Origin of the sequence: Saccharothrix sp. NPDC042600 (genome assembly GCF_040647305.1) — a bacterium.
Taxonomy (GTDB): Bacteria; Actinomycetota; Actinomycetes; order Mycobacteriales; family Pseudonocardiaceae; genus Actinosynnema; species Actinosynnema mutabilis.
Genome location: NZ_JBEZBW010000023.1, coordinates 1 through 21,182 on the forward strand (window position 1 = coordinate 1; position 21,182 = coordinate 21,182).

The 21,182-nt window shown below is 74.1% G+C and carries 19 protein-coding genes; 3 read left to right on the forward strand and 16 right to left on the reverse strand.

The features are described 5' to 3' along the window. Window positions 1–124: 124 nt before the first annotated feature. Genes AB0A74_RS16940 through AB0A74_RS16950 form a run of 3 tightly spaced genes read right to left on the reverse strand, consistent with a single transcriptional unit; the run spans window position 125 to window position 2,981 of the window. Window positions 125–919: an ABC transporter ATP-binding protein gene (locus AB0A74_RS16940; protein ID WP_358250311.1), complete on the reverse strand. Its 795-nt coding sequence runs from the start codon at window positions 917–919 to the stop codon at window positions 125–127. Continuing rightward, window positions 916–1,959 (reverse strand): iron ABC transporter permease, encoded by a 1,044-nt coding sequence (locus AB0A74_RS16945; protein WP_358250313.1) that lies wholly within the window; start codon window positions 1,957–1,959, stop codon window positions 916–918. The genes AB0A74_RS16940 and AB0A74_RS16945 overlap by 4 nt, the downstream gene beginning before the upstream one ends. Continuing rightward, on the reverse strand, window positions 1,956–2,981 hold the full coding sequence (locus tag AB0A74_RS16950; protein ID WP_358250315.1) for an iron chelate uptake ABC transporter family permease subunit: 1,026 nt from the start codon (window positions 2,979–2,981) through the stop codon (window positions 1,956–1,958). The genes AB0A74_RS16945 and AB0A74_RS16950 overlap by 4 nt, the downstream gene beginning before the upstream one ends. Window positions 2,982–3,080: 99 nt before the next feature. On the opposite strand from AB0A74_RS16950, the gene AB0A74_RS16955 reads away from it, so the two are divergent. From AB0A74_RS16955 to AB0A74_RS16965, 3 genes are all read left to right on the forward strand, one after another. Beyond that, window positions 3,081–4,055, forward strand: a complete 975-nt coding sequence (locus tag AB0A74_RS16955; protein ID WP_358250317.1) for an iron-siderophore ABC transporter substrate-binding protein — start codon at window positions 3,081–3,083, stop codon at window positions 4,053–4,055. A 74-nt stretch (window positions 4,056–4,129) separates the two neighbouring features. Continuing rightward, a complete protein-coding gene (locus AB0A74_RS16960) occupies window positions 4,130–5,140 on the forward strand; it encodes a radical SAM protein (protein WP_358250319.1) in 1,011 nt (336 codons plus the stop codon). Then, a complete protein-coding gene (locus tag AB0A74_RS16965; RefSeq protein ID WP_358250320.1) occupies window positions 5,137–5,346 on the forward strand; it encodes a radical SAM-modified peptide, FtsH ternary system-associated in 210 nt (69 codons plus the stop codon). Before AB0A74_RS16960 ends, AB0A74_RS16965 begins: the two co-directional genes overlap by 4 nt. Before the next feature lie 152 nt (window positions 5,347–5,498). Here AB0A74_RS16965 and AB0A74_RS16970 read toward each other — a convergent pair whose 3' ends face one another. From AB0A74_RS16970 to AB0A74_RS17030, 13 genes are read right to left on the reverse strand one after another with little or no spacing between them, the layout of a single operon-like run. After that, entirely contained in the window at window positions 5,499–8,615 is a 3,117-nt protein-coding gene (locus AB0A74_RS16970; RefSeq protein WP_358250321.1) for a WD40 repeat domain-containing protein, read from the reverse strand. Continuing rightward, window positions 8,615–10,681 (reverse strand): hypothetical protein, encoded by a 2,067-nt coding sequence (locus AB0A74_RS16975; protein WP_358250323.1) that lies wholly within the window; start codon window positions 10,679–10,681, stop codon window positions 8,615–8,617. The genes AB0A74_RS16970 and AB0A74_RS16975 overlap by 1 nt, the downstream gene beginning before the upstream one ends. Next, complete coding sequence (locus AB0A74_RS16980) at window positions 10,678–11,298, reverse strand: hypothetical protein (RefSeq protein ID WP_358250325.1); 621 nt, start codon at window positions 11,296–11,298, stop codon at window positions 10,678–10,680. Before AB0A74_RS16980 ends, AB0A74_RS16975 begins: the two co-directional genes overlap by 4 nt. Then, window positions 11,295–11,558 carry a hypothetical protein gene (locus AB0A74_RS16985; RefSeq protein ID WP_358250327.1) on the reverse strand — a complete coding sequence of 88 codons (264 nt, stop codon included), beginning with the start codon at window positions 11,556–11,558 and terminating at the stop codon, window positions 11,295–11,297. Before AB0A74_RS16985 ends, AB0A74_RS16980 begins: the two co-directional genes overlap by 4 nt. A gap of 4 nt (window positions 11,559–11,562) precedes the next feature. Continuing rightward, the gene (locus AB0A74_RS16990; RefSeq protein WP_358250329.1) at window positions 11,563–12,357 is read right to left on the reverse strand and encodes a hypothetical protein; all 795 of its coding nucleotides are present in this window, start codon (window positions 12,355–12,357) and stop codon (window positions 11,563–11,565) included. An 11-nt stretch (window positions 12,358–12,368) separates the two neighbouring features. Continuing rightward, window positions 12,369–13,523, reverse strand: a complete 1,155-nt coding sequence (locus AB0A74_RS16995) for an AAA family ATPase (RefSeq protein ID WP_358250331.1) — start codon at window positions 13,521–13,523, stop codon at window positions 12,369–12,371. Beyond that, window positions 13,520–15,361 carry an ATP-binding protein gene (locus AB0A74_RS17000; RefSeq protein WP_358250333.1) on the reverse strand — a complete coding sequence of 614 codons (1,842 nt, stop codon included), beginning with the start codon at window positions 15,359–15,361 and terminating at the stop codon, window positions 13,520–13,522. Before AB0A74_RS17000 ends, AB0A74_RS16995 begins: the two co-directional genes overlap by 4 nt. Continuing rightward, entirely contained in the window at window positions 15,358–16,161 is an 804-nt protein-coding gene (locus tag AB0A74_RS17005; RefSeq protein WP_358250335.1) for a hypothetical protein, read from the reverse strand. The genes AB0A74_RS17000 and AB0A74_RS17005 overlap by 4 nt, the downstream gene beginning before the upstream one ends. After that, on the reverse strand, window positions 16,112–17,152 hold the full coding sequence (locus AB0A74_RS17010) for a JAB N-terminal domain-containing protein (protein ID WP_358250337.1): 1,041 nt from the start codon (window positions 17,150–17,152) through the stop codon (window positions 16,112–16,114). The genes AB0A74_RS17005 and AB0A74_RS17010 overlap by 50 nt, the downstream gene beginning before the upstream one ends. Beyond that, entirely contained in the window at window positions 17,134–18,603 is a 1,470-nt protein-coding gene (locus AB0A74_RS17015) for an effector-associated domain EAD1-containing protein (protein ID WP_358250338.1), read from the reverse strand. The genes AB0A74_RS17010 and AB0A74_RS17015 overlap by 19 nt, the downstream gene beginning before the upstream one ends. After that, window positions 18,600–19,601: a ThiF family adenylyltransferase gene (locus AB0A74_RS17020; RefSeq protein ID WP_358250340.1), complete on the reverse strand. Its 1,002-nt coding sequence runs from the start codon at window positions 19,599–19,601 to the stop codon at window positions 18,600–18,602. The genes AB0A74_RS17015 and AB0A74_RS17020 overlap by 4 nt, the downstream gene beginning before the upstream one ends. A 4-nt stretch (window positions 19,602–19,605) precedes the next feature. Beyond that, complete coding sequence (locus AB0A74_RS17025) at window positions 19,606–20,283, reverse strand: hypothetical protein (RefSeq protein ID WP_358250342.1); 678 nt, start codon at window positions 20,281–20,283, stop codon at window positions 19,606–19,608. Further along, a complete protein-coding gene (locus AB0A74_RS17030; protein ID WP_358250344.1) occupies window positions 20,280–21,110 on the reverse strand; it encodes an effector-associated domain EAD1-containing protein in 831 nt (276 codons plus the stop codon). Before AB0A74_RS17030 ends, AB0A74_RS17025 begins: the two co-directional genes overlap by 4 nt. Between the last annotated feature and the right edge of the window lie 72 nt (window positions 21,111–21,182).

Here is a 21,182-nt window from a genome sequence, read left to right on the forward strand (position 1 = left end):
GGAAAAGCTGGTTGCGGAGAAGACCAAAGCGCGGTTGGGCTGCGCCCAGGCCGTACGGGGAACGAACCGAGGCCCTTCCTTGGCTTGGCAGCCCGTTGAGCGCGCCTGCGGCGCTGAGGTGTGGCTACGGTGCGAGGTGGGCGCTGATCGGGATCACCAGGGGTGTGCCGGACACCGGGTCCGGGATGACCTTCGCCGCCAACCCGAACACCTCGTCCAACATCGGCTCCGTCAACACCTCCTCCGGTGTCCCATGCGCCAACACCTTCCCGCCTCGCATGGCCACCAGCGTGTCCGCATACCGCGCAGCCAGGTTCAAGTCGTGCAACACCATGACCACCGTCGTCCCGCGTTCCCGGTGCAGTCGGTGCACCAGGTCCAGCACGTCGATCTGGTGTGCCAGGTCCAGGTAGGTGATCGGCTCGTCGAGCAGCAACAGGTCGGTCTCCTGTGCCAACGTCATCGAGATCCACGCCCGCTGCCGTTGCCCACCCGACAGGTGATCAACCTGCCGGTCGGCCAACTCCGCCATGCCGGTCAACACCAACGCGCGCTCGATGGCCTCCTCGTCGGCCGAAGACCACTGCCGGTACCACCGCTGGTGCGGGTGCCGTCCCCGCGCGACCAGGTCCGCTACGGTCAGGCCCTCCGGCGCCACCGGTGACTGGGGCAGCAGCCCGACGACCCGGGCCACGTCCCGCGTCGGCAGCCGGTCGATCTCCTTGCCGTCCAGCAGCACCGATCCGGACGTCGGGCGCAGCAGTCGCGCCAGCGCCCGCAGCAGCGTCGACTTCCCGCACCCGTTCGGGCCGATGATCGCCGTGACGGTGCCGTCCAGCACGTCCACGCTCAGGTCGTCGACCACGACACTCTCGCCGTAGCCCAACCGAAGCGACTGGGCACTCAAACGGACGTTCACGCTCGCGCCTCCCGGCGGCTCCGGATGAACAAGAAGATCAAGTAGGGCGCGCCCAGGATCGCCGTCAGCACGCCCACCGGCAGGTCCGGGATCACCAAGCGCGTCACCAGGTCCGCCGACACCGTCAGCAACGCCCCGATCAGCATCGACCCCACCAACGGCGGCTGCGGGGAGCGCGTCAGCCGCACCGCGATCTGCGGCGTGGCCAGCGCGACGAACGTGATCGGGCCCGCCGCCGACGTGGCGACCGCCGCCAACGCCGCGCCCAGCAACAGCAACGTCCCGCGCGCCGCGTCCACCCGGATCCCGAGCCCGCGCGCGGTCTCGTCCCCGAACTGCAAGCCGCCGATCGTGTGCCCGCACACCAACGTCACCGGCACCAGCAACGCCAACGCCAGCAACACCGGCCCGACCGCGTCCCAGGACGCCTCGGACAGGCTGCCCACGATCCACGTCACCGCCCGCGCCGCGTCGTTGACGTCACCGATGGTCAGCAACCAGTACACGGTGTTGTACCCGATCGCCGACAACCCGATGCCGATCAACACCATCCGGTACCCGTCGATCCCGCGCCGCCACGACAAGGCGTGCAGCAGCACCCCGGCCACCAGGCCGCCGACCAACCCCGCGACCGGCACCCCGATCGCGCTGACGGCCCCGCTGACCTGCCCCCGGTACCCGCCGAGCACGATCACCGCGACGGTCGCGGCCCCCGCGCCCCACGTGATGCCGAGCACGTCCGGGCTGGCCAACGGGTTGCGCGCCAACGACTGGAACAACGCACCCGACAACCCCAGCGCCGCACCGACCAGCACGCCGGTCAACGTCCGGGGCAGCCTCAGGTCGAAGATGATCCCGCGCTCGCGAGCGGTCCCGCCCCCGAGCAGCGTCTCCAGGACGTCCACCACGCCGATGCGCGAGCTGCCCATCCCGATGTTGACCGCGGCCACCGCGACCAGCAACGCGAACGCCCCCACCGCGACCGCGACGACCCGCGGCCGGACCTTCCAGGCCACCGGCCCGGCAGCGACAACCTTCATATGCGGGCCAGTCCCTTCCGCCGCACGAGCACGATGAAGACCGGCGCGCCGATGATCGCCAGCAGGATCCCCACCTCGAAGCTGTCCCCGGTCAGCACGCGCCCGAGCACGTCCGCGACCAGCAACAGCACCGCGCCCAGCAACGCCGAGAACGGCACCAGCCACCGGTAGTCCGGCCCGGTCACCGCCCGCGCCAGGTGCGGCACCACCAACCCCAGGAACGCGATCGGCCCGCACGCGGCCACCGCCGCGCCCACCAGCAACGTGATCGCCACCACCCCGACGACCCGCGTCCGCACGACCCGCTGCCCCAACGCGGTCGCCACGTCCTCACCCAGCGCGAGCGTGTTCATGCCCGGCGTGTTGACCACCGCCAGCACCAACCCCGCCACCAGGAACGGCACGATCTGCCCCACCAGCCCGAAGTCCCGCCCGGCGATGGACCCCACCCGCCAGAACCGGTAGATCTCCATGCCCTGCTCGTTGCCCAGCACGACCGCCGCGATCAGCCCGTACAGCAACGCGCTCACCGCCGCGCCGGCCAACGCCAGCGTCACCGGCGTGGCCCCGCGCCCCCCGACCGCGCCCAGCAGGAACACCGCGACGCTGGCGACCATCGCGCCCAGGAACCCGAACCAGATGAACCCGTAGAGGCGGTCCACGCCCAGCACGACGACCGCGAACACGACCCCGAACGCCGCACCCTGCGTGACCCCCAGCAACCCAGGATCGGCCAACGGGTTGCGCGTGTGCCCCTGCATCAACGCCCCGGCCGCGCCCAGCGCCAACCCGGCCAGCACACCCATGACCGTGCGCGGCACGCGCAGCGACCACACGATGATGTCGGTCTCCGTCCCGTTCGGACGGACGAGCGCGTCCCACACCGCACCGAGCGGGATCGTCCGCGCACCGAACGTGATACTCGCAGCGCACACGGCCAGCAGCAGCGCCACGAGCACCGCGAGCCCCACGACCCGGCGCCGCCGGCGACCGGCAAGACCGGCCCTGGCCACCACCGTCACACCGGTTCTCCCTGTCGTCTGGGTAACTCCGACTTCCACTTCGGACGGACGTCATCTTAAGGTCCGTTAGGTAAGCCTAAGCGCAGAGAGAGTGCCCACATGACGACACCTTGGCGAGTCGCCCTAGCCGCATCCACCGCATTGCTGGCGCTCACCGCGTGCACGGCGAGTGACAAAGCCTCCACGCAGACCAGCACCAGCGCCGCGCCGGGCTACCCGCGCTCGGTCGAGCACGTGATGGGCACCGCGACCCTGAACACCCAGCCGCAGACCGTGGCCGCCCTCGACTCCAGCTACGTCGACGCGGCCCTCGCGCTGGAGGCCAAGGTCGTCGCGTACACGAAGTACCGCAACTACGACCAGCTCCCCGACTACCTCGGCGACGACCGCAAGTACGGCGAGGGCGCGCAGCAGGTCGGTCCGCTGGAGAACCCGGACGTCGAGAAGCTCTACGACATCAAGCCGGACCTGATCGTGTCGGCGAAGGTCCGCCACGAGAAGTTCTACGACCAGTTCACCAAGGTCGCGCCCACGGTGTTCAGCCAGACCACCGGCGCGAGCTGGAAGGACAACATCCGGCTGCTCGCCAAGGCCCTGGGCAAGGAGAGCCTGGCGGAGCAGAAGATCGCCGACTACGAGAAGCGCGCCAAGCGCATCGGCGAGGACATCGCGAAGAAGCTCGGCAAGGAGCCGAAGGTCTCCGTCGTCCGCTTCGTCGAGGGCGAGCCGACCGTCCGCCTCTACAGCAGCGCCTCCTACCCGGGCATCGTCATGGGCGACGCCGGCATCGGCCGCCCGGACGGCCAGCCGGACGTCAAGGACAAGATCTCGGTGAACCTCAGCCAGGAGGAGATCACCAAGCTCGACGCCGACCTGATCTTCGTCGCCGCGTACCAGGACGAGACGAAGAACGCCGAGGACCCGAAGGCGAAGTTCCAGGCCAACCCGCTGTGGGGCACCCTGAAGGGCAAGATCGTGGACGTCAACGACACCACGTGGTTCACCGCCGTGAGCCTCCAGGGCGCCAACGCGATGCTCACCGACCTGGCCAACCAGTTCGGCGTGACCCCGTAACACCGCTCTCGGCCTTTCGGGTGAAGCCGCGCGACAGCGGCTTCACCCGGGACCGGCCGTGCCATCATCGCGGGGTGGAGCGATCCGAGGCGACGTGGTCCCCGGCGGTCCTCTTCGAACCCTCCGGCAACCGGCTCCTGTGCACCCTCTGCCCGACCGGTTGCTCCCTCGCCGACGGCCAGGTGGGCGCGTGCAAGGTCCGCCGCCGCGACGGCGACACCGGCGAAACCGCCACCCGGGCCACGTCCGTCCGCCACCTGGACCCGGTCGAGCGCAAGCCCTTCTACCACGTCCGCCCCGGCGCGCAGACCGTGACGCTCGCGGCCCCCGGCTGCACGTTCCGCTGCGACTACTGCGTCAACCACCGCATCTCCCAGTACGGCCGCGACCACGACACCTGGTCCGCGACCCCGGTGGACGCCCCGGAGATCGCCCGCGACGCGCTGGCCCGAGACGCGTTCGTCGCCCTCTCCTACTCGGAACCCTCCCTGGCCGCCGAACTCACCCTGGACCTGGCCGCCCAAGGCGCCAGGATCCTCTGGAAGAGCAACGGCTTCCTCACCCCGCAGGCCGCGGACCTGCTGGCCCCCGCCCTGACCGCCGTCAACATCGACATCAAGGGCACCGACGACACCCGCCACCACAAGCTCACCGGCGCGCCCGTCACCCCGGTCCTGGACACCATCCGCACACTGCACGCCAAGAACGTCTGGCTGGAGATCAGCACCCCGCTGATCCCAGGCATCTGCGACGACCCACAAGACCTGGCCGCCATCGCCGAGTTCATAGCGGCCATCGACCCCGCCATCCCGTGGCACCTGCTGCGCTTCACCCCCACCTACCGCCGCACGCAGGACAACCCGACCACCCCGAGCGCCCTGGCCGAAGCCCGAGCCATCGGCCACAAGGCAGGCCTGCACCACGTGTACGTGGAACGAGCACTGGCCGAAGAAGGCCGCAACACCCACTGCCCGACCTGCCGAACCCCGGTCATCCACCGAACCATCTGGGGTCTGGCCCGCAACGACCTGGCCGACGGCACCTGCCCGAACTGCGCCACCACAATCCAAGGGATCTGGCGATGACGAACTACGAATTCGTGGACAGCCTCCCGGACCTGGTCCAGCCGGAGGAGTACGCGGACCACCCGACCGGCGGCCTGGTCCGCCTGCGCATCAGCGTGGAGAACGGCGAAATCACCATCCTGGGCGACGCCCTGCGCCCCGAACTGATCGAAAAGCTCCTGGAGTCCCTGTCCCCGGAGACCATCGAACAGATGCTCTGCGGCTAGCTCCACACGCCGCCCTCCGCGCGCAGCGCGGCTCTTCGCGCGCGAAGCGCGCGGTGGCCCAGCCACAAGTGGAGGAACCGACGCCCTTCACCCCCCCATCGGTGGTCAGCCCGCCGGCGAGGCGCTTGTGATCTTGAGGGCGCGAAGCGCCCCTACCCAGCCAGCGCAGCGACCACCACGTCCAACACTTCCTCAGCCGAAGCGTCACATGGCAGCGTCAACCCGCTCACCCCGGCCCGCCCGGGATACCGAACCCGGATGCACCGCAACGAAGCCCGCTCCGGCACCTCCTCGAACTCCTGCGTCAACACCAACACCCAAGCCGGCCCGACCAACGGGTCAGCCAACCCGTCAGCCACCCGTTCCGCCGTCCGCAAAGCCGCCCCCACCTCGGCCCGCCGCACCGACCCACCCGTCCACAACGCGGTCAAATCCTGCGCCCGTCCCAGAAAAACCGCCGCCCCGGGGTCACCCATCCGCACCACCGCGCACCGGTGGCGGTCGTCCACCAACGCCGAAGCGACCAGGTGCGCCACCATCCGCAACGTCACCCCGACCTGCCCGTGCGCGGCGGGGCTGTCGTCCAGGACCAGCACCGCCGACCGCAGCACCGGCGGCAAGGCGCCCTGCCGCGTCCGGTACAGCAACTCGCCGCGCGTGTACCGCAGCCCCAACAGCTCCGGCAACGCCAGTTGCGTCGGCACCAGCGCGTTCACCGCGCCGTGCCGCGCCAACCCGGCCCGCTCGCCGAGCCCGGCCCCCTGCGCCCGCCCGGCGGCCCGGGTGGTCAGCCGGAGCCCCAGCAACCGCCGCTGCCCGGCGTCCAGCGCCCACAACCGCTCGCGCAACGCCCGCATCCGCACCGGCAGCAACGGTTCCGCCGCCACCGCCTCCGGCCCCAACAACCCGAGCATCGTCAACAACCGGTCGTCCACGCCGTCCAGCACGCCGACCAGCGCTGCCAACGGCACCTCGGGTCGCACCGGGTCCGCCGCCGGGGCCGCCAGCGCCGCGCCCAACGCGCCCGCCAACTCGTCCTCGAACGCCTCCGCGGGCGGCTCGAACCCGTTCTGCGGCGGCAACTCCGCCGCCAACAGCACCACGACCCCCACCAGCGCGGCCACCGGCCACCGCAGCCCGCGCAACGCCACCACCCCGGCGTGCCCGCGCAACCACCCCAACCGCCCGTCGTCCCGCCCCGCCACCACGGCCAGCAGGTCCGCGACCGTGGCCAACGCGACCGCCGCGCCGGCCCGCGCGGTCACCACGCCGAGCGAGGTCAGCACCCCCACGTCGAACGGCAACGGCGAGGCGCCGCGCTCGACCTCCACGTCCAGCCGCCACCGCAGCACCAGCCCGCCCGCGTACCCGACGCCGATCTCGTCGTCCGCGGACCACCGGACCGCCCACACGTCCCCGACCCCGTCCGGCCGGGGCAGCACCCGGGCCACCTTCCACGCCGTCACGTCCCACAACGCGACCGTCCCCGCCCCGGCGCCGGGGAACGCGAGCATCGCGGAGTCCGGCGACCACGTCAGCGCCGGCGCCCACCCGCGCGCCCGCCCGGCTCCGGTCACCCGCCGGGCCTGCCACGTCACCACGTCCCACACGGTCACGCCGGAGTCCGCCGCCGCCAGCCACCGCCCGTCCGGCGACCACGCGACCGGCCCGAACGGCGACCTGCCGGGCGTCTCCGCGGGTCCGGGCACCCGCTCCCAGCTCTCGGTGTCCCACACCACGACCCGCCGCCCGGAACTCGCCGCGAGCCACCGCCCGTCGGGCGACCAGGCGACCCGGCCGACGCCCTGCCGGGCGGGCAGCACCCGCGGCCGACCCTCCGGCGCGCCCCGGCGCACGGCGTGGACCAGCACGTGGTCGGGCGTCGCCCCCGGCCCGGGGACCGCCAGGAACCGCCCGTCCGGCGACCACGCCGGCCCTTGGCCCCCGGGCACCGACGCGACCCGCTGCCCGGTGCCCGCGTCCAGCAGCAGCACGGTGTCCGCCTCGGAGTGGTGGAACGCGACGGCCACGAGCCCGCCGGCCGCCACACCCGGCACGCCGCCGGCCGCCACGCCCAGCAAGCCGCCCGCTACGCCCAGGACCCCGCCGGCCTCCACGTCCAGCACGCCACCGGCCACCGCGGGCACGTCCGCCGCCCACAGCGGTTCCTCCGCCGGGTCCCCGGTCCGCACCACCCGCCCGTCGGCGTCCTGCACCACGTACGACCCGTCCAGCCAGGCGAACCCCGGGCCCCACCGGTCGTCGCCGGCCGGCACCAGCACGTCCGACCGCACCGCGAGCACGCCGCCGTCGACCGCCCGGTCCCGCCCGACGCTGCGCGCCGCCCGCACGGCCCACCGCTTCACCGCCGCGGTCGCCGCCGCCCGGTCGGGGGTCGGCTCGGTGTCGGGCATCCGCCACACCCGGACCTCGTCCGGCGTGGCCCGCACGGCGACCGCGCCGGACCCGCCGACGTGCAGCCCGCCCGCCTCCCGCAACGCCGCCGGCAGCGTGCGGACGAGGTCCAGCTGCCGGTCCACCACCGCGACCTCGTCGCCGAACCCGACCAGCAGGTGCGCGCCGCTGCGGGTGAAGCCGAGCGCGACCGGGGAACGCCGGCCGCCGAGGTCGCGGCGGTCCAGGCCGCGCCAGGACGCGGTGTCGATGGTGAACACGTCCCGCGTGCCGGCGGCGGCGACCAGGCTCCCATCCGGCGACCATGCCAACCGCGCCACCGGGTGGGTGGTCGTGCCGATGCTGCGCAGCATGGCCTGGCGCGGGAGGTCCCACCACTGCAACGCGTTCGGCACCGCCACGCACAGCGCCGGTTCGCCGGGCCGCCAGGCCAGGGCGTTGACCCGGCCGCCGGTCTCGTGGCGGGTGACCACGGCCGTGCGGCGGTCGAGCACGACGACCTCGCCGGACGCGGTGCCCAGGGCGAGCAGCCGGCCGGTGCTGTCCAGGGCCAGCGCGGTGACGTCGTCCCGGTCGCCGACGCCCGGCGGCAGGCGGCGGGCCGCGCCGGTGTCCGGGTCCAGGGCGTGCGCGACGCGGTTGGCCAGCACGACCGGGTCGTGCCCGTCGGCGGCCCACTGCACCTCGACCGGGTGCTCGTCGGCGACGTCGATCCGCCGCGCCCACACCGGTGTGCCGGTCAGGTCCACCAGCTCGACGCCCGCGCGGCTGACCGCGAGCAACGCGCCCGCGTCCGGCGACACGGCCACGCCCCGGGCCGTGCACGGCACCGCCGCGACGAGGTCGGCGTCCATCAGCCGGCACCCTCGGCGGCCTGCTCGTACAGCCGGGCCGCGCGGTAGAAGTCGCCCGCCAGTTCCAGCTGCCGGGCCGCCGCCGCGAGGTCGCCGGACAGCTCCAGCCGGGTCGCGGCCGAGACCAGCCCGACCCGCCGGGCGGGGTCGTGCCCGGGCGCGCCGACGGCGTCCGGCTTGGGCCGGGCCACGTCCGCCAGGCGCGCCAACAACGCCTCCGCCGCCGGGGACAGCCCGTCGCGCACCTCGGGCGGGTCCTCCAGCCACAGCGCCCAGGCCGGGACGGCGTCCTCCGCGCGGAACCGGAACGCGCCCGCCGCGGTGGCCACCACGACCGTGCCGCGGGCCAGCCCGAAGTGCTCGACCAGGGCGCCGGCCGGCGGTCGGGGGCGCAGGGTCGTGCCGGACTCCAGGTACAGGCCGTCCGAGCCGAACCGCGCGACCGGGACGCCGAACGGGACGGGGTCGGTGGTGCCGCCGGGTTCGACCAGCAGGTGCCGCCCGGGTCCGGGGACGACGTGCAGCGCTTCGCGGGCGGGGCCGTGGGCGAGGAACACGCGCAGGGCGGGGAGGTCGTCGTCGGTGACCAGGGTCGCGTCGACGCGGTCGGCGGTGGTGTCGTCGCGCGCGAGGGCGATGGCGATGGTGACCGCGTCCACGCGGGGCGCAGCGTGTCGCGGGGGAGCGGTGACGGGCAGGTCGAGGGTCGGCGTGGTCTCGCGCGCGGTCACCACCACGTCCCACACCCCGGACCCGTCGGACGTCACGACCCACCGGTGGCCGGCGGGGACGGACGCGGCGAGGACGTCGTCGTCGACCGGGTAGCGGGCGCGGTGGTCCACCAGGAGGGACGGGCCGATTTCGCGGCACACGACGGTGTCCGGGAGGGCGGAAGTGGTGCGCAGCAACGACTTCGGCAACGGGTCCCCGCCGCCCAGCCGGAGCAGCACCGCCGGCCGGACGTCCCCGCCCCGGTGGAGTTCCACCGCGGTGACGGTCACCGGCACCGAACTGTCCAAAAAGGACCGGACGAGCGGTGCCGCGAGCAGACCCGGGGTCAGCACGGAGACCTCGGCGCGGTCCGGCCCGGTCGGCGGGACGTCCACCGACGCGGCCAGCTCGGCGAGGGTGACGACGGACCAGCCGGCGCTGTCCGGCGCGGGACCGACCAGGCCGCCGAGCGCGAGGGCGGCTTCCTCGGCGGCGGCGGCGACGGGGACGCACACGGTCCCGTCCGGCGCGCGGTGGCAGCGGACGGCCTGGTCCTCCAACGCGCCGACGAAGGCCAGCGCGGCGGCATCCCCGCGGAACCGCGCCACCCGGGCGCCGGGGGCGGCCGGCGCGGGGGACGGGCCCGGCTCGGGCGCGGGCTCGCGCCGCAACGGCCGGACATCGCCGATGTACCCGCCGGGACCCCGCCCGCGCACGTCCGGCGGCGGCCCCCACGCCGCGCCGGGCTGGGCGGCACGCGGGTCCGGCGGCGACCCGGCGGGCGACCACGGCTGACCGGGCGGCGACCACGGCTGACCGGGTGGACCTGGCGGACCGGCGGGCGACCAGGGCTGACCGGGCGGCGCGCCCTGCGGCGTCCGGGGCCGGTTCTGCGGCTGGCCGGGCGGCGACCACGGCTGGTTCCGCGGTGGCTCAGGGGCAGGTGCCGGCGGCGGGCCCGGCCACGCGGGTTCCGGCGGCCACGGCACGTCCGCCGGCCACCCCGGCGGCGGGGGCCCGTCCGGGTCGAAGGTCCACAGCAGGTCCGGCGGCAGGTCCGGCGGCCACGGCAGGTCCGGCGGCAGCTTCGCCGGCCGGGGCGCGGTCGGGTCCAGCAGCCACAGCACCTCCGGCGGCACCTCGGGCGGCCACGGCAGTTCGCCGGGCCAGTCCGCCGGGCGCGACCCGTCCAGCGGCAAGCCCATGAGCGCCAACGTCTCCGCGGGCAGCCGGCTCAGGTCGATCGGCACCAGGAGCAGGTCGTCCGGCGGCTCCACCCGCCGGACGTCGAACAGCGGCGGGCGCGGGGCGGCGGGCTCGTCGGCCTTCTTGCGGCGCATGCGGTCCCAGATCACGCCGCACCCCCGGGCAACCCGGCCGTGCCGCCCAACGCGCGCTCGGCCCACTCCCGCCACTCCGCCAGCACCGCCGGGTGCCCACCGGCGAACGCGTCGGCGAACACCTGCGCCGCCAGGTCCGGCCGCCCGACCAGGTCCGCCGCCTGTACCGCCCACCGCTGCGGCGTGCCCCACTGCCGGTGGTCCAGCGCCGCCAACGCCTCCCGCAACGCCGAGTGCCCGCCACCCTCCAACGCCCGGCACAGCGCCCGCACGATCGTCCGCCGCACGCCCGGTTCGGCCCGGTCGCCCTCGACCAGCCACCGCGCCCGCGCGGTGTTGCGCGCGGCCGTCACCAGGATCCACGCGGCCGACACGACGTCACCCGCCTGCTCCCAGCAGCCCGCCGCCTCCTCGACCCGCCCCAGCCGCAGCCAGCACGACACCGCCTCGGGCACCAGCCGGGCCCGCGCGTAGCAGTCGGCGGCCCGCTCCAGGTCCCCGCCCCGCTCGTAGAGCACGGCCGCCGGGTGCAGCGTGCCCGCGCGCTCCCGGCAGCGGGCGGCCTCCAACGGCAGCCCGGCCTGCTCGTAGCAGTCGGCCGCGCGTTCGAGGAGCCGCCGGGCGTCGGTCACCCGTTCTCCCGGGTCTCGGTCGACCGGCCCCGCTCGCCGTCGTCCTCCTGCGGCGCCCACGCCTCCACGACGGGCCGCCCGGCCGACAGCTCCTCCTCGACCAGCGGCCGCGGGTCGAGGACGCGGCCGACGCGGTGGGCGATCTCGTCGTGGACGGCGTCGTGCTCCTCGCCCTCGCGGACCGCGCCCAGGTCGTCCACCTGGAACAGCTCCACCTCGCCGGTCTCGGCGTTGATGCGCAAGCTCACCCTGACCCGCACGGCCTCACGACTCCATCTCGAACTGGATCTCGACCACGCCGTCCTCCTCGCGCACCACGAAGTTCTGCGCCCCGTTGCGGTGCGCGAACTCGGTGATCGCGCCCTGCACGCCGGCCACCATCGCCCGCTGCACGCCGCGCATGGTCCGCTCGTGGACCTCCTCCAGCCGTTGCTGCGCGGCCGAGCGCAGTTCCCGCTCCCGCAACCGGGACTCCTCGTCGAGCTTGCGGTCGGCGTCGGCCCGCGCGTCGGCCTCGGCGGCGGACGTCCCGTGCTCCCGCCGCAGCCGGGCCTGCTCCTCGGCCTCCCGCCGCAACGCCTCCCGCCGCCGCTCGGCGAGTTCGTCGGCGATCCGCTCGGCGGCGCGGCCGGCCTCCTCCTCGGCCTTCCGCCGGGTGCGGCCCATCCACTCGTCCTCGTACCACAGGCCTTCCTGCTCGGTCTCGACCTCGTCGGTGACCTCGCCGGACTCGACCCGCGTCGCCGAACCCTCGACCTCGACGGCCGCGGTCAGCCGCACGGAGATCTCCAGGTCGCCGGTGGCCGGCCGGTACACCACGAGCCCGTCGGGCACCCGGTGGTGGTAGTCCCCGTCCACCAGCTCCCACTCGGGGTCCTCGGCCAGCGCCCGTTCGAACGCGACCAGCAGCGGCCGGGCCAGCAGGGTGCGCAGCGAGCGGGTCAGCGTGGCCTCGCCGGCCACGGTGCCCGCCGCCCGCGCGGTGCGGACGACCTCGGTCCGCCACTGCTCGGAGACGACCCGGGTCGCGCGCACCCGGACCCGTCGTGGATTGCACATGGTTCCCGCTCCTAGCTCGGCTGGCGCAGCCGTTGGGTGACCTGGTTGATCAGGCCGCGGACGGTGTCGATGGCCGCGTGCTCCCGCGGGTGCCCGCGTTGCAGGGGTTGCAGCACCTCCTGGTTGAGCACGCGCAGGGTGGTCATGACCGCCGAGCCGTCGGCGCCGGCCGGGTAGTCGTCGAGCTGCCGCACCCGCTGGTGGGCCAGTTCGAGCAGCGCGGTGACCGAGCGGCCCCCGGACCCGTCCTCGACCGCGCCCAGGTGGTCGTCCAGCACGCCCTTGGTCACCTCGGCGTCGCCGGGCTCGGTCCAGATGTGCCGCAACGGCCACAGGTCGCGCGGCTGGGCGACCTCCGCGCCGCGCAGCAGGGCCGCGCCGGCCACGAGCTTGAGGCCGCGCACGATCCGCCGGTCCGACAGCGCCACGCCGCGCGCGACCAGCTCGGCCACCACGTCGGCGTAGCGGGAGCGGACGTCGGTGAGCCGGACGTGCCGCAGTTGCCGGGTCAGCTTGCCCAGGTCGGACACCGACACCAGCGGCGAGGTGTTCACGCCGCCGCCGCCCAGCTGCTCGGTCTGGTGCTGCCAGCCCCGGTCCAGCAGCTCGTGCAGCCGGATGCGGGCCACCGGCTCGACCTCCAGCCGCAACAGGAACCGGTCGGCGAACGCGAGCAGCGCCGGGTCGTCGGGCAGTTCGCTGGACGCGCCGAACAGGCTCACCAGCCGCGCGTGCTGCCGCGTGCCGCCGTTGTCGAACGACCGCTCGTTGAGCACCGCCAACAGGGTGTTCAGGATGGCGCTGCTGCCCTGGAAGACCTCGTCCAGGAACACGATGTCCGCCTCGGGCAGCATCCCGGTGGTGCGGACGCGGTAGGTGCCGGCCTGGAACTGTTGGAAGTCCAGCGGCCCGAAGATCTCCGACGGCTCGGTGAACCGGGTGAGCAGGTAGCGGAACTGCGAGGCGTTCACCAGGCCGCAGAACCGCGAGATCAGGTCGGTCTTGGCCGTGCCCGGCGGGCCGATGAGCAGCAGGTGCTCCTGGCACACCGCGGCCAGCACCATCAGCCGCACGGCCGCGCCCCGCCCGACGAACCAGCCGTCGAGCTTGCGTTCCACGGCGGCCAGCAGGTTGACCGTCCGGGTGGTCTCCTCGGGCCAGCTCACACGCGCCCCCGACCCACGTGCTCCCGCTTGCGGCTGATCTGGTGCCGGCCCACCAGCTCGCCGAGCTGGGTCGGCGTCGGCGGTCTGCCCTCGTACTTGGCGGCCACGAACGCGTCGCGGAACAGGGCCCGGATCTCGTCGCCGTTCCAGTCCACGGTGGCCCGCACCAGAGCCTCGGCGAACCCGTCCACCGGGATGCGGTAGCGGCGGGCGTGGACGCGGATGATGTCGCGGCGGGCGTACTCGTCGGGCAGGTCGATCGGGAAGCTCGCGAACCGGCTCGGGCGCAGCAGCGCCGAGTCGATCAGCTCCAGCCGGTTGGTCGTGCCGATCACCAGCATCTGCACGTCCGGGCGGAACCCGTCCATCTCGGTGAGGATCTGGGCCACCATCGCGTTGCCCGCGCGGCTGCCGCCGTCGTCGCCGCTGCCCCGGCGGGCGGCGATCGAGTCGAACTCGTCGAACACGATGACCGACGGCGCGTTGCGGCGGGCCTCGGCGAACAGCTCGCGGATGCGGCGCTCGCCCTCGCCGACGAACTTGTTGGTGACCTCCGGGCCGGACACGATCTGGATGGTGGCGTTGAACTTGTTCGCCACCGCCTTGGCGAACAGCGTCTTGCCGGTGCCCGGCGGGCCGTAGAAGACGAAGCCGCGCGGGGTCAGCTCGGCCCGCAGGTGCTGGTCCTCGTCGGGCAGCGCGCGGGACATGTTCATGATGTGCAGGGTGCGTTCGAGGGCGGCTTTCACGTCGTCGTAGCCGCCGATGTCGTCCCAGCTGACGTCCGGGATCTCGAAGCTGGACGACTGCTGCGCCTTGAACGCCCGGATGGTGTCGCGCAGCTCGGCCACGGTCGCCTGCGGGTTGCCCTCGTGCTGTTGGTGGGCGTACCGCATGGCCTGGCGCAACCGGACCGGGCTCAGGCCCGCCAGGAACTTGTAGAGGTCGGTGTTCTCCCGGACGGAGAAGTGCGCGGCCTCCTCGCGGGTGATCAACGCGGTCTGGGAGGGCAGTTCCTCGCCGGTGTGCAGGCGGACCAGCCGGGGCGTGCCCTCGATGGCGATGCGGGTGCTGAACCGGGACGCCAGCACCTCGGGCACCGGCAGCGACGGGTCCGCGAACGCCAGCAGCACGCAGCGGGAGCCGTGGGTGGAGTAGAGCAGCTCGATCAGCTCGCGCGACTCGTTGGACAGCGCGCCGTCCTGGCCGCCGCCCAGCAGGTCCAGGTGCGGCACGACCAGGACCTGGCGGTCCTTGATCTCCCGGACCAGGTCGCGCAGGCGCGACAGCAGGCGCTGGCGCAGCGTCGCGGGCGGCGCGGGGAACCCGGCGACCGGCGGCTGGCTCTCCTGCTCGCCGTCGGCCTCCAGCAGCCGCGGGTCGCGCCCGGCGCGGCGGACGATGTGCTCGGCCAGGTGGGGGACCAGGATCTTCTCGCACGTGATCAGCACGGACTGGTCGGCGCGCAGCAGCGAGGCCGCCGCCTCGATCTCGACGCCGTGGGCGAGCTGGGTGGCCTGCTCCTCGGTGATCTTCTCGGGGTGCCGCGGCGACGGCGCGCTGGGTTCCGGCGGTCGCTGTGGCGGTGGTTGCGGCGGTGCGACCTCGGGCGCCGGCGGGTGCAGGACCGTCCCCGGCGTCAGGTCGGAGCGCAGTTGGAACTCCAGGTCGAAGTCGTGCAGCGGCAGGGTGGCCTGATCGGGGCGCAGCGGTTCGACCAGCATGCACCGGTGCCGGGCCAGGACCGCCGCCACCGGCGCGCTCGGCGCCTCGCCCAGCACGTCCACCCGCGTCTCGGGCTGCTCGATGACCACCCGCAGGCTGATCGGTTCGCTCATCGGTACCTCCAGTGGAACCGGATGCCGTCCAGGTAGCCGGTGAACGCGGGCCGCGCGCGCAGGTCGCGCCGGTGGGCCCGCTCGACCGACGCCAGCGCCTGCCACCACCGAACCGTGGCCACCAGCAGCTCGCCGCCGTCCTCCTCGGCCTCCCGCAGCCGCGCCCGGTGCGCGTCGCCGTAGTAGGTCATCGCGGCCTCGTACACGTCGAGCACGAACGCCCGGTCCCGGAACCGGAAGCGCTCGAACAGCTCGCCGCGCCACCGGCCCTGCGCGGGCGTGGCGGGCACGTCGGCCAGCCGCAGCACGGCGGCGCGGCGCGCGGGCGGGTCGTCGATCGCCAGGTCCAGCACGGCCTCCACCTCGTGCTCCTCGGCCGGCGCGGGCACCTCGAACAGGGCGTGCAACGGCGACCGCGCCAACACCACCTCCCGCAACCCGGCGTCCAACGCGCCCGCGCACCGCACCGAGACCCCGTAGTGCGCCACGAGGTCCGCGCCGGACCTGGGCATCGGCACGGCCTCGACCAACCCGACCGCCACCGACCGCCGCTGCCGCCCGCCCACCGCCGCGCACAGCAGCGCCGCGCCGACCCCGGCCGGCCGGGCGTCGCCCAGCGGCGGACCGCTCAACCGCAGCTTCGCGCTGGTGACGGCGACCAGCCGGCCGACGGCGGCCAGCACGTCCGGACCCGGCCGCGCCAGTTCCGCGGGCGCGCCCAGGTCGCCGCGCGGCGGCTGGCCGGCCCGGTCACTCGTCGTCCACTCCAACACCCGCAGGGAGGTATCTGTCGCGCTCATGTCTGATCCACTGGGTGCAAGCCCTCATGTCGTTGTCCTGGCGGCCGTAGAAGCGCAGCACCCGTCTGTGCTTGGTCACGTTGAGCAGCCCGGCCACCTGCCACGGCCTGCGGAACGTCGCGAAGTGCAGGTCGAGGTCCACATCGGACAGTCCCAGGCCGGTGCCCGCCTCGAACAGGTGCGTGTGGTACCAGCCGACCAGCTCCTCGCCCTGACCGCGCTCGGCGCGCAGCTGGTTGACGGCGGCGAACGAGTCCGCGGTGAACGTGAAGTGCCCCTTGCCCGCGCCCGAGCTCTGCGCGGGCGTCACGGCCGTGATCTCCACCAGGTAGCGGGTCTCGCCGCCGGCGATCGCGCGGACCGTGCCGAGGAAGAAGCCGCCCTCCTCGATCCGCTGCGACAGCGGCAGGTCGCTGAGCAGCAACGCGTGTGTGCCGGGCGTCATCAGCACGTTGATGGGGGTGAGGTACTCCTCGGGCATGCCGTGGTCGGCGGGCCGCACCTCCGCGACCGCCGGCTCCTCGACCTTGTTGATGGTGAACAGCGGCTGGCTGGTGGGGCGGTGCAGGTTCACGTCCACCGCGCCCTCGATCGACGGGGCCTTGCGGTAGCTGCGCTCGCCGTCCAGCACGGGGTGGCTGATCCGGAACGACCAGTGCCGCTCGTCGGCGTCCAGGCGGTCCACCAGCCGCCGCAGCACGGGCCCGAGCAGCGCGCCCACCCCGAACTTGCGCCGGTACACCATCTGCTTGCCGCGCACGGCCAGCACGTCCAACTCGCCGAAGTCGGGCAGCAGGTTCACCAGCCCGTCCTCGGCCGCCTGCTCCTCGCCGACCTGGTGGAACACCAGCACGAACGTGACGTCCTCGTCCGACTCGTCCAGCGCCTCGCGCAGCAGCGGCTCCAGCGACAGGCGGCCGAAGTAGCGCGGCCGGGGCCGGTCGCCCTTGAACAGCATCACCTCGGCGATGGTCATCCCTCGACGCCCCACGCCCGCACGGTCAACGGCATCGGCGCCCGCTCGTGGTCCGCGGTCTCCCGGGCCAGCTCGTGCACCCGCCGCCCGCCGATGGCCTCGATGGCGTCCTGCCCCGCCGCGGACCGGGCCCACCGGGCGGCCTGGCGGTCGAAGTAGCCCTCGCCCTCCTCGTCGGGGTCGAGCACCTCGTAGTTGCGGTAGCCCGCGATGTCCACGAGCATCCCGCACAGCTCGGCGAAGTCCAGGTCCGGCCGGTAGGCGTCCATCAGCGCGCCCAGGCACACCGCGCCCTTGGGCAGCGGGCCGGGCAGCCGGGCGATGTTGGGGTGGAACACCGGCGACTGCCACAGCACCAGCGGCGCCTCCCGCGGGAACTCGCGGTCCAGCGCGATCAGCACCTCGTGCTGCCCGACCTCGACCGGCTCGGGCCGGTAGGGGTCGGCGTCCTCGGGCAGCGCGAACCCGGTGGTGGTGATCCGGATGGTGAACTGGGTGGGCAGTTGGCGGCTGTTGGTCTTGACGATGTCGAACTCGTCGTGCCGCCGCGCGTAGGCCTCGATCTGGGCGCTGGCCCGCTCGACCCACTGCTGCCACCGCTGGGTCGAGCCGGCCGTGGCCTGCGCGGCCACCTGCATGGCGTCGCCGTCGCGGACCCCGGCCTCGTGCAGCGTCTGGTTCGGGTCGAGCCTGCGGGTCTGGCCGTCCGCGCCGACGACGTCCACGACCGTGCGCGGGAACTCGCCGCGCCGGTTGCGCACGGCCTCGTCGTCGTACTGGCTGAGCACGGCGAACGGGATGTCGGACACCAGCGTGGAGGCGGGCACCGCGCGCAGCTCGTAGGGCTGGCCGTCCGGTCCCTGCACGACCAGGCTCGCGATCAGGTAGGGCCGGAACGGGTGCCGCTCGTAGTTCACCGTGGCGTTGGACCCGCGCTGGGACAGCTCCTGCTGCACGGCCGCCACCATCTGGTCGGCCCGCTGGCCGGGGTCGGGGATGCGCACCGCGGACACGTGCGGCGTCGTGTAGAGCAGTTCGGCCTCGGGCCCGGCGACCGCGCGCACCGCGTCCACGAACGCCGAGTGCTGGTCGGAGGTGATGGCGTAGAGCACGAAGCACGGCCCGCTGTCCTCCAGGCGCGGCCCGGCCTCGGTGGCGGTGGCCGACCCCGCGGTGGTCGGCGTGTCCTGCGGGGTCTCCGCGGCGCCACCGGTCAGCTCGGCCAGCCACTTGGCGAGCAGGTCGTTGTCGGGGTACCAGCTCAGCGCGGTGCGCACGACGGCCTCCGGGCCGTTGGCCATGATGCCGCGCTCCAGCTCGCCGACCACGTTGAGCCAGAACGCCCGCGCGTTGGAGGTGAACGGCGGTATCCGGCTGGCCGGGTAGCCCGCCTCGCGCAGGAACTCCCGGGCGGGTTCCTCGGTGTCGAAGATCGCCGCGAGGTCGCGGGCCAGCTCTTGTCTCATGGTGCTCCTTCGCCGGTGGGGGCCAGCTCCAGGTAGCGGAGCCGACCGGCGGAACCGGGGGTGACGACGGGCAGCAGCTCGCGGGGCGCGACGCCCAGGTCGGCCAGGCGCGCGCCCGGCGGCGCGTCGCGCAGGTGCACGCTGGTGCGGCCGTCGACCGGGAACGGGGTCCAGGTCAGGGCGACCTCGTCGGCGTCCACGGCGGCGAGCACGTCCCCGGCGGTGCCGAAGTGGTTGTGCGCCAACGGGACGACCCCGGTCACGGTCTCGTGGAACGGGCACGCCGGGTCCCGGTCGAGGCGGACCGGGTGCGCCGCGCCGCGCACGGGGTCCACGCGCACGACGGTCGTGCCGGAGCGGAGGCCGAACAGCAGTCGCAGGGCGGTGGTCGTCATCCACGCCGCGACCAGGGCGGAGATCGGTGCGGACGCGCCCCGGTGCCGGGGCCGCGCCAGGTCCGCGCAGCTCCACGGGTCGTCGGTGGCGGCCCGGTCGGCGGCCCCGAGCCCGCAGCCGAAGCACGCGTCGCCGGCGGCGTGGTAGCGCACCTCGCCGCCCCACGGCGACGTGCCGCCGTCCAGCAGCGGCACCCCGACCAGGTTGCACCGGGTGGTCAGCCGCAGCCGGGCGGCCAGGCTGTCCAGGCAGCTCACCACCAGCGCCGCCGACCGCAGCTCGCCCAGGCCGGCCGCGGCGGCCAGTTCGGCGTGCCGGGGATCGACGACGGTGTCCGGCGCGATGACCTCCAGCGCCTCGGCGGCGGCCTCGACCTTGGGCCGCCCCACGTCGGCGGCGCGGAACAGCGCGCCCCGGCTCAGGTTCGACTCGCTGACCACGTCCGGGTCGCACAGCACCAGCCGGCCCACCCCCGCCTGCCCGAGCAGCCGCGCGACCTCGGTGCCCAGCGCGCCGACGCCGACCACGACGACCTCCGCGCGCACCAGGGCCGCCTGGTCCCACCCCGGGACCAGCGCGTGCCGGGCGTAGCGGTCGGCCACCGCGTCACCTCTTCCGGTAGCTCATCGGGCAGTGCGCCAGCTTCTTGTTGAGCAGCCAGCGGTCCCGGCAGTCCAGGCCGCGCGCGGGGTCGTGGTGGACGGGCAGCTTGCACTTGGGCGCGGTCTCGTCGCACGGGCACAGCACGACCGCCTCGAACGGCCGCAGGCTGTGCCCGCACCCCGCGCAGCGCACCCGCTTGGGCAGGTTCGCGACCATCCACGAGCCCGGGTTGAGCCGCTGGGCGACCTGGTTGAGCGCGTCGAGCCGGTCGATGGCGGCGTAGAACTCGGTGGCCAGCGCGGGGTCGTCCCGCTGCCCGGCGGTCGCGTCGCCGTGGCACGGCAGTTCCTCGCTCGCGTGCACGACCCGGGCCGCGCCGTCGGCGGTGGCGTGCTGGACGTGGACGCGGTCGTTGACCCGGAAGGTGTGCCGGCACACCGGGCACACCTGCTGCCCGCCCGCGACCCAGAACGAGTTCGCGGTGGTGACCGCCGGCCCGTCGACACCGGAGTTGGTGCGGTCCACGCCCCGGCGCAGCCCTTCGGTGAAACCGTCCTCGGCGGCCGGCTGCCCGGTCGAGCGCTCGCCCTCGGGCTGCGAGGTCTCCGGCTGCTCGGTGTCGGGGTGCGAGGTCTCCGGCTGCCCAGTCTCGGGCTGCGAGGCCTCGGGGTGCCGGGTCATGCGGTGCCCTCCTGGTAGCGCATGCCGGACACCGGGCAGCCGCGCAGCCCCATCTCGGCCAGTCCGGCGTCGTAGGCGCGGCGCAGCGTGCCGCCGTGGCCCAGCGCGGTGTAGAAGCCGCGGGTGAACGCGGTCGCGCACGCGTCGCCCAGCGGGATCGTGGAGCCGACCACCGCTTCCGCCCGCGACCGCAGCGCGTGGGCGTAGGCGGCGGTGTAGCAGGAGTTGAGCAGGACGCAGCGCAGCTCGTCCAGGACGGCGAAGGTCCGCGCGAGGTCTTCCACCGCGACCGGGGCGGCCCGGCCGGCGTCGTCCTCGAACAGCAGGCTGCCGTCGGGCGTGCCGTGCCCGGCGAAGTGGACCAGGTCGGGTTGGGCGGCCAACAACGCGGGCACGATGTCGCCGACCCGGGTCGCCGGGTTCACCACTACCGACAAATTCCGCAATTGTGCGGACGCCTCCAGAATGGTGCGGTGCTCGACTTCCAACCGAACTCGCGCCGCATTAGTGGGAGACGCCAGGAGGCACAGCGCGCGGCCCGGTCCGGAACCGGCGAGCAGACGCCGCAGTTCCGCATTTCCGGGATACCACTCGGCCGCCGCGAGCAGGAGCTTTTCCAAGTCGAGTGGAAATCCGCCGTGATCGATCCGGCGGCACACCTCCCGCCAGAACTGCTCGGGCGGCAGAGAGTCCGGCGGCGGCACGCCCGCCGCCGGCACACCGGCGTCCTCCAGCAGTGCCAGCACCGACGACCGGTCCCCGAACAACGTCCCGAGCAGGGGAAAGGCACCATCGCGGCGCAGTTGCTGGAACGTCACCCGACCCACGCGCTCTCCACGGTTTCGGTATTGGCGGATGGACGTCCCCAGTGTCGCGCATTCGGCGGGCGTTGTTACCGA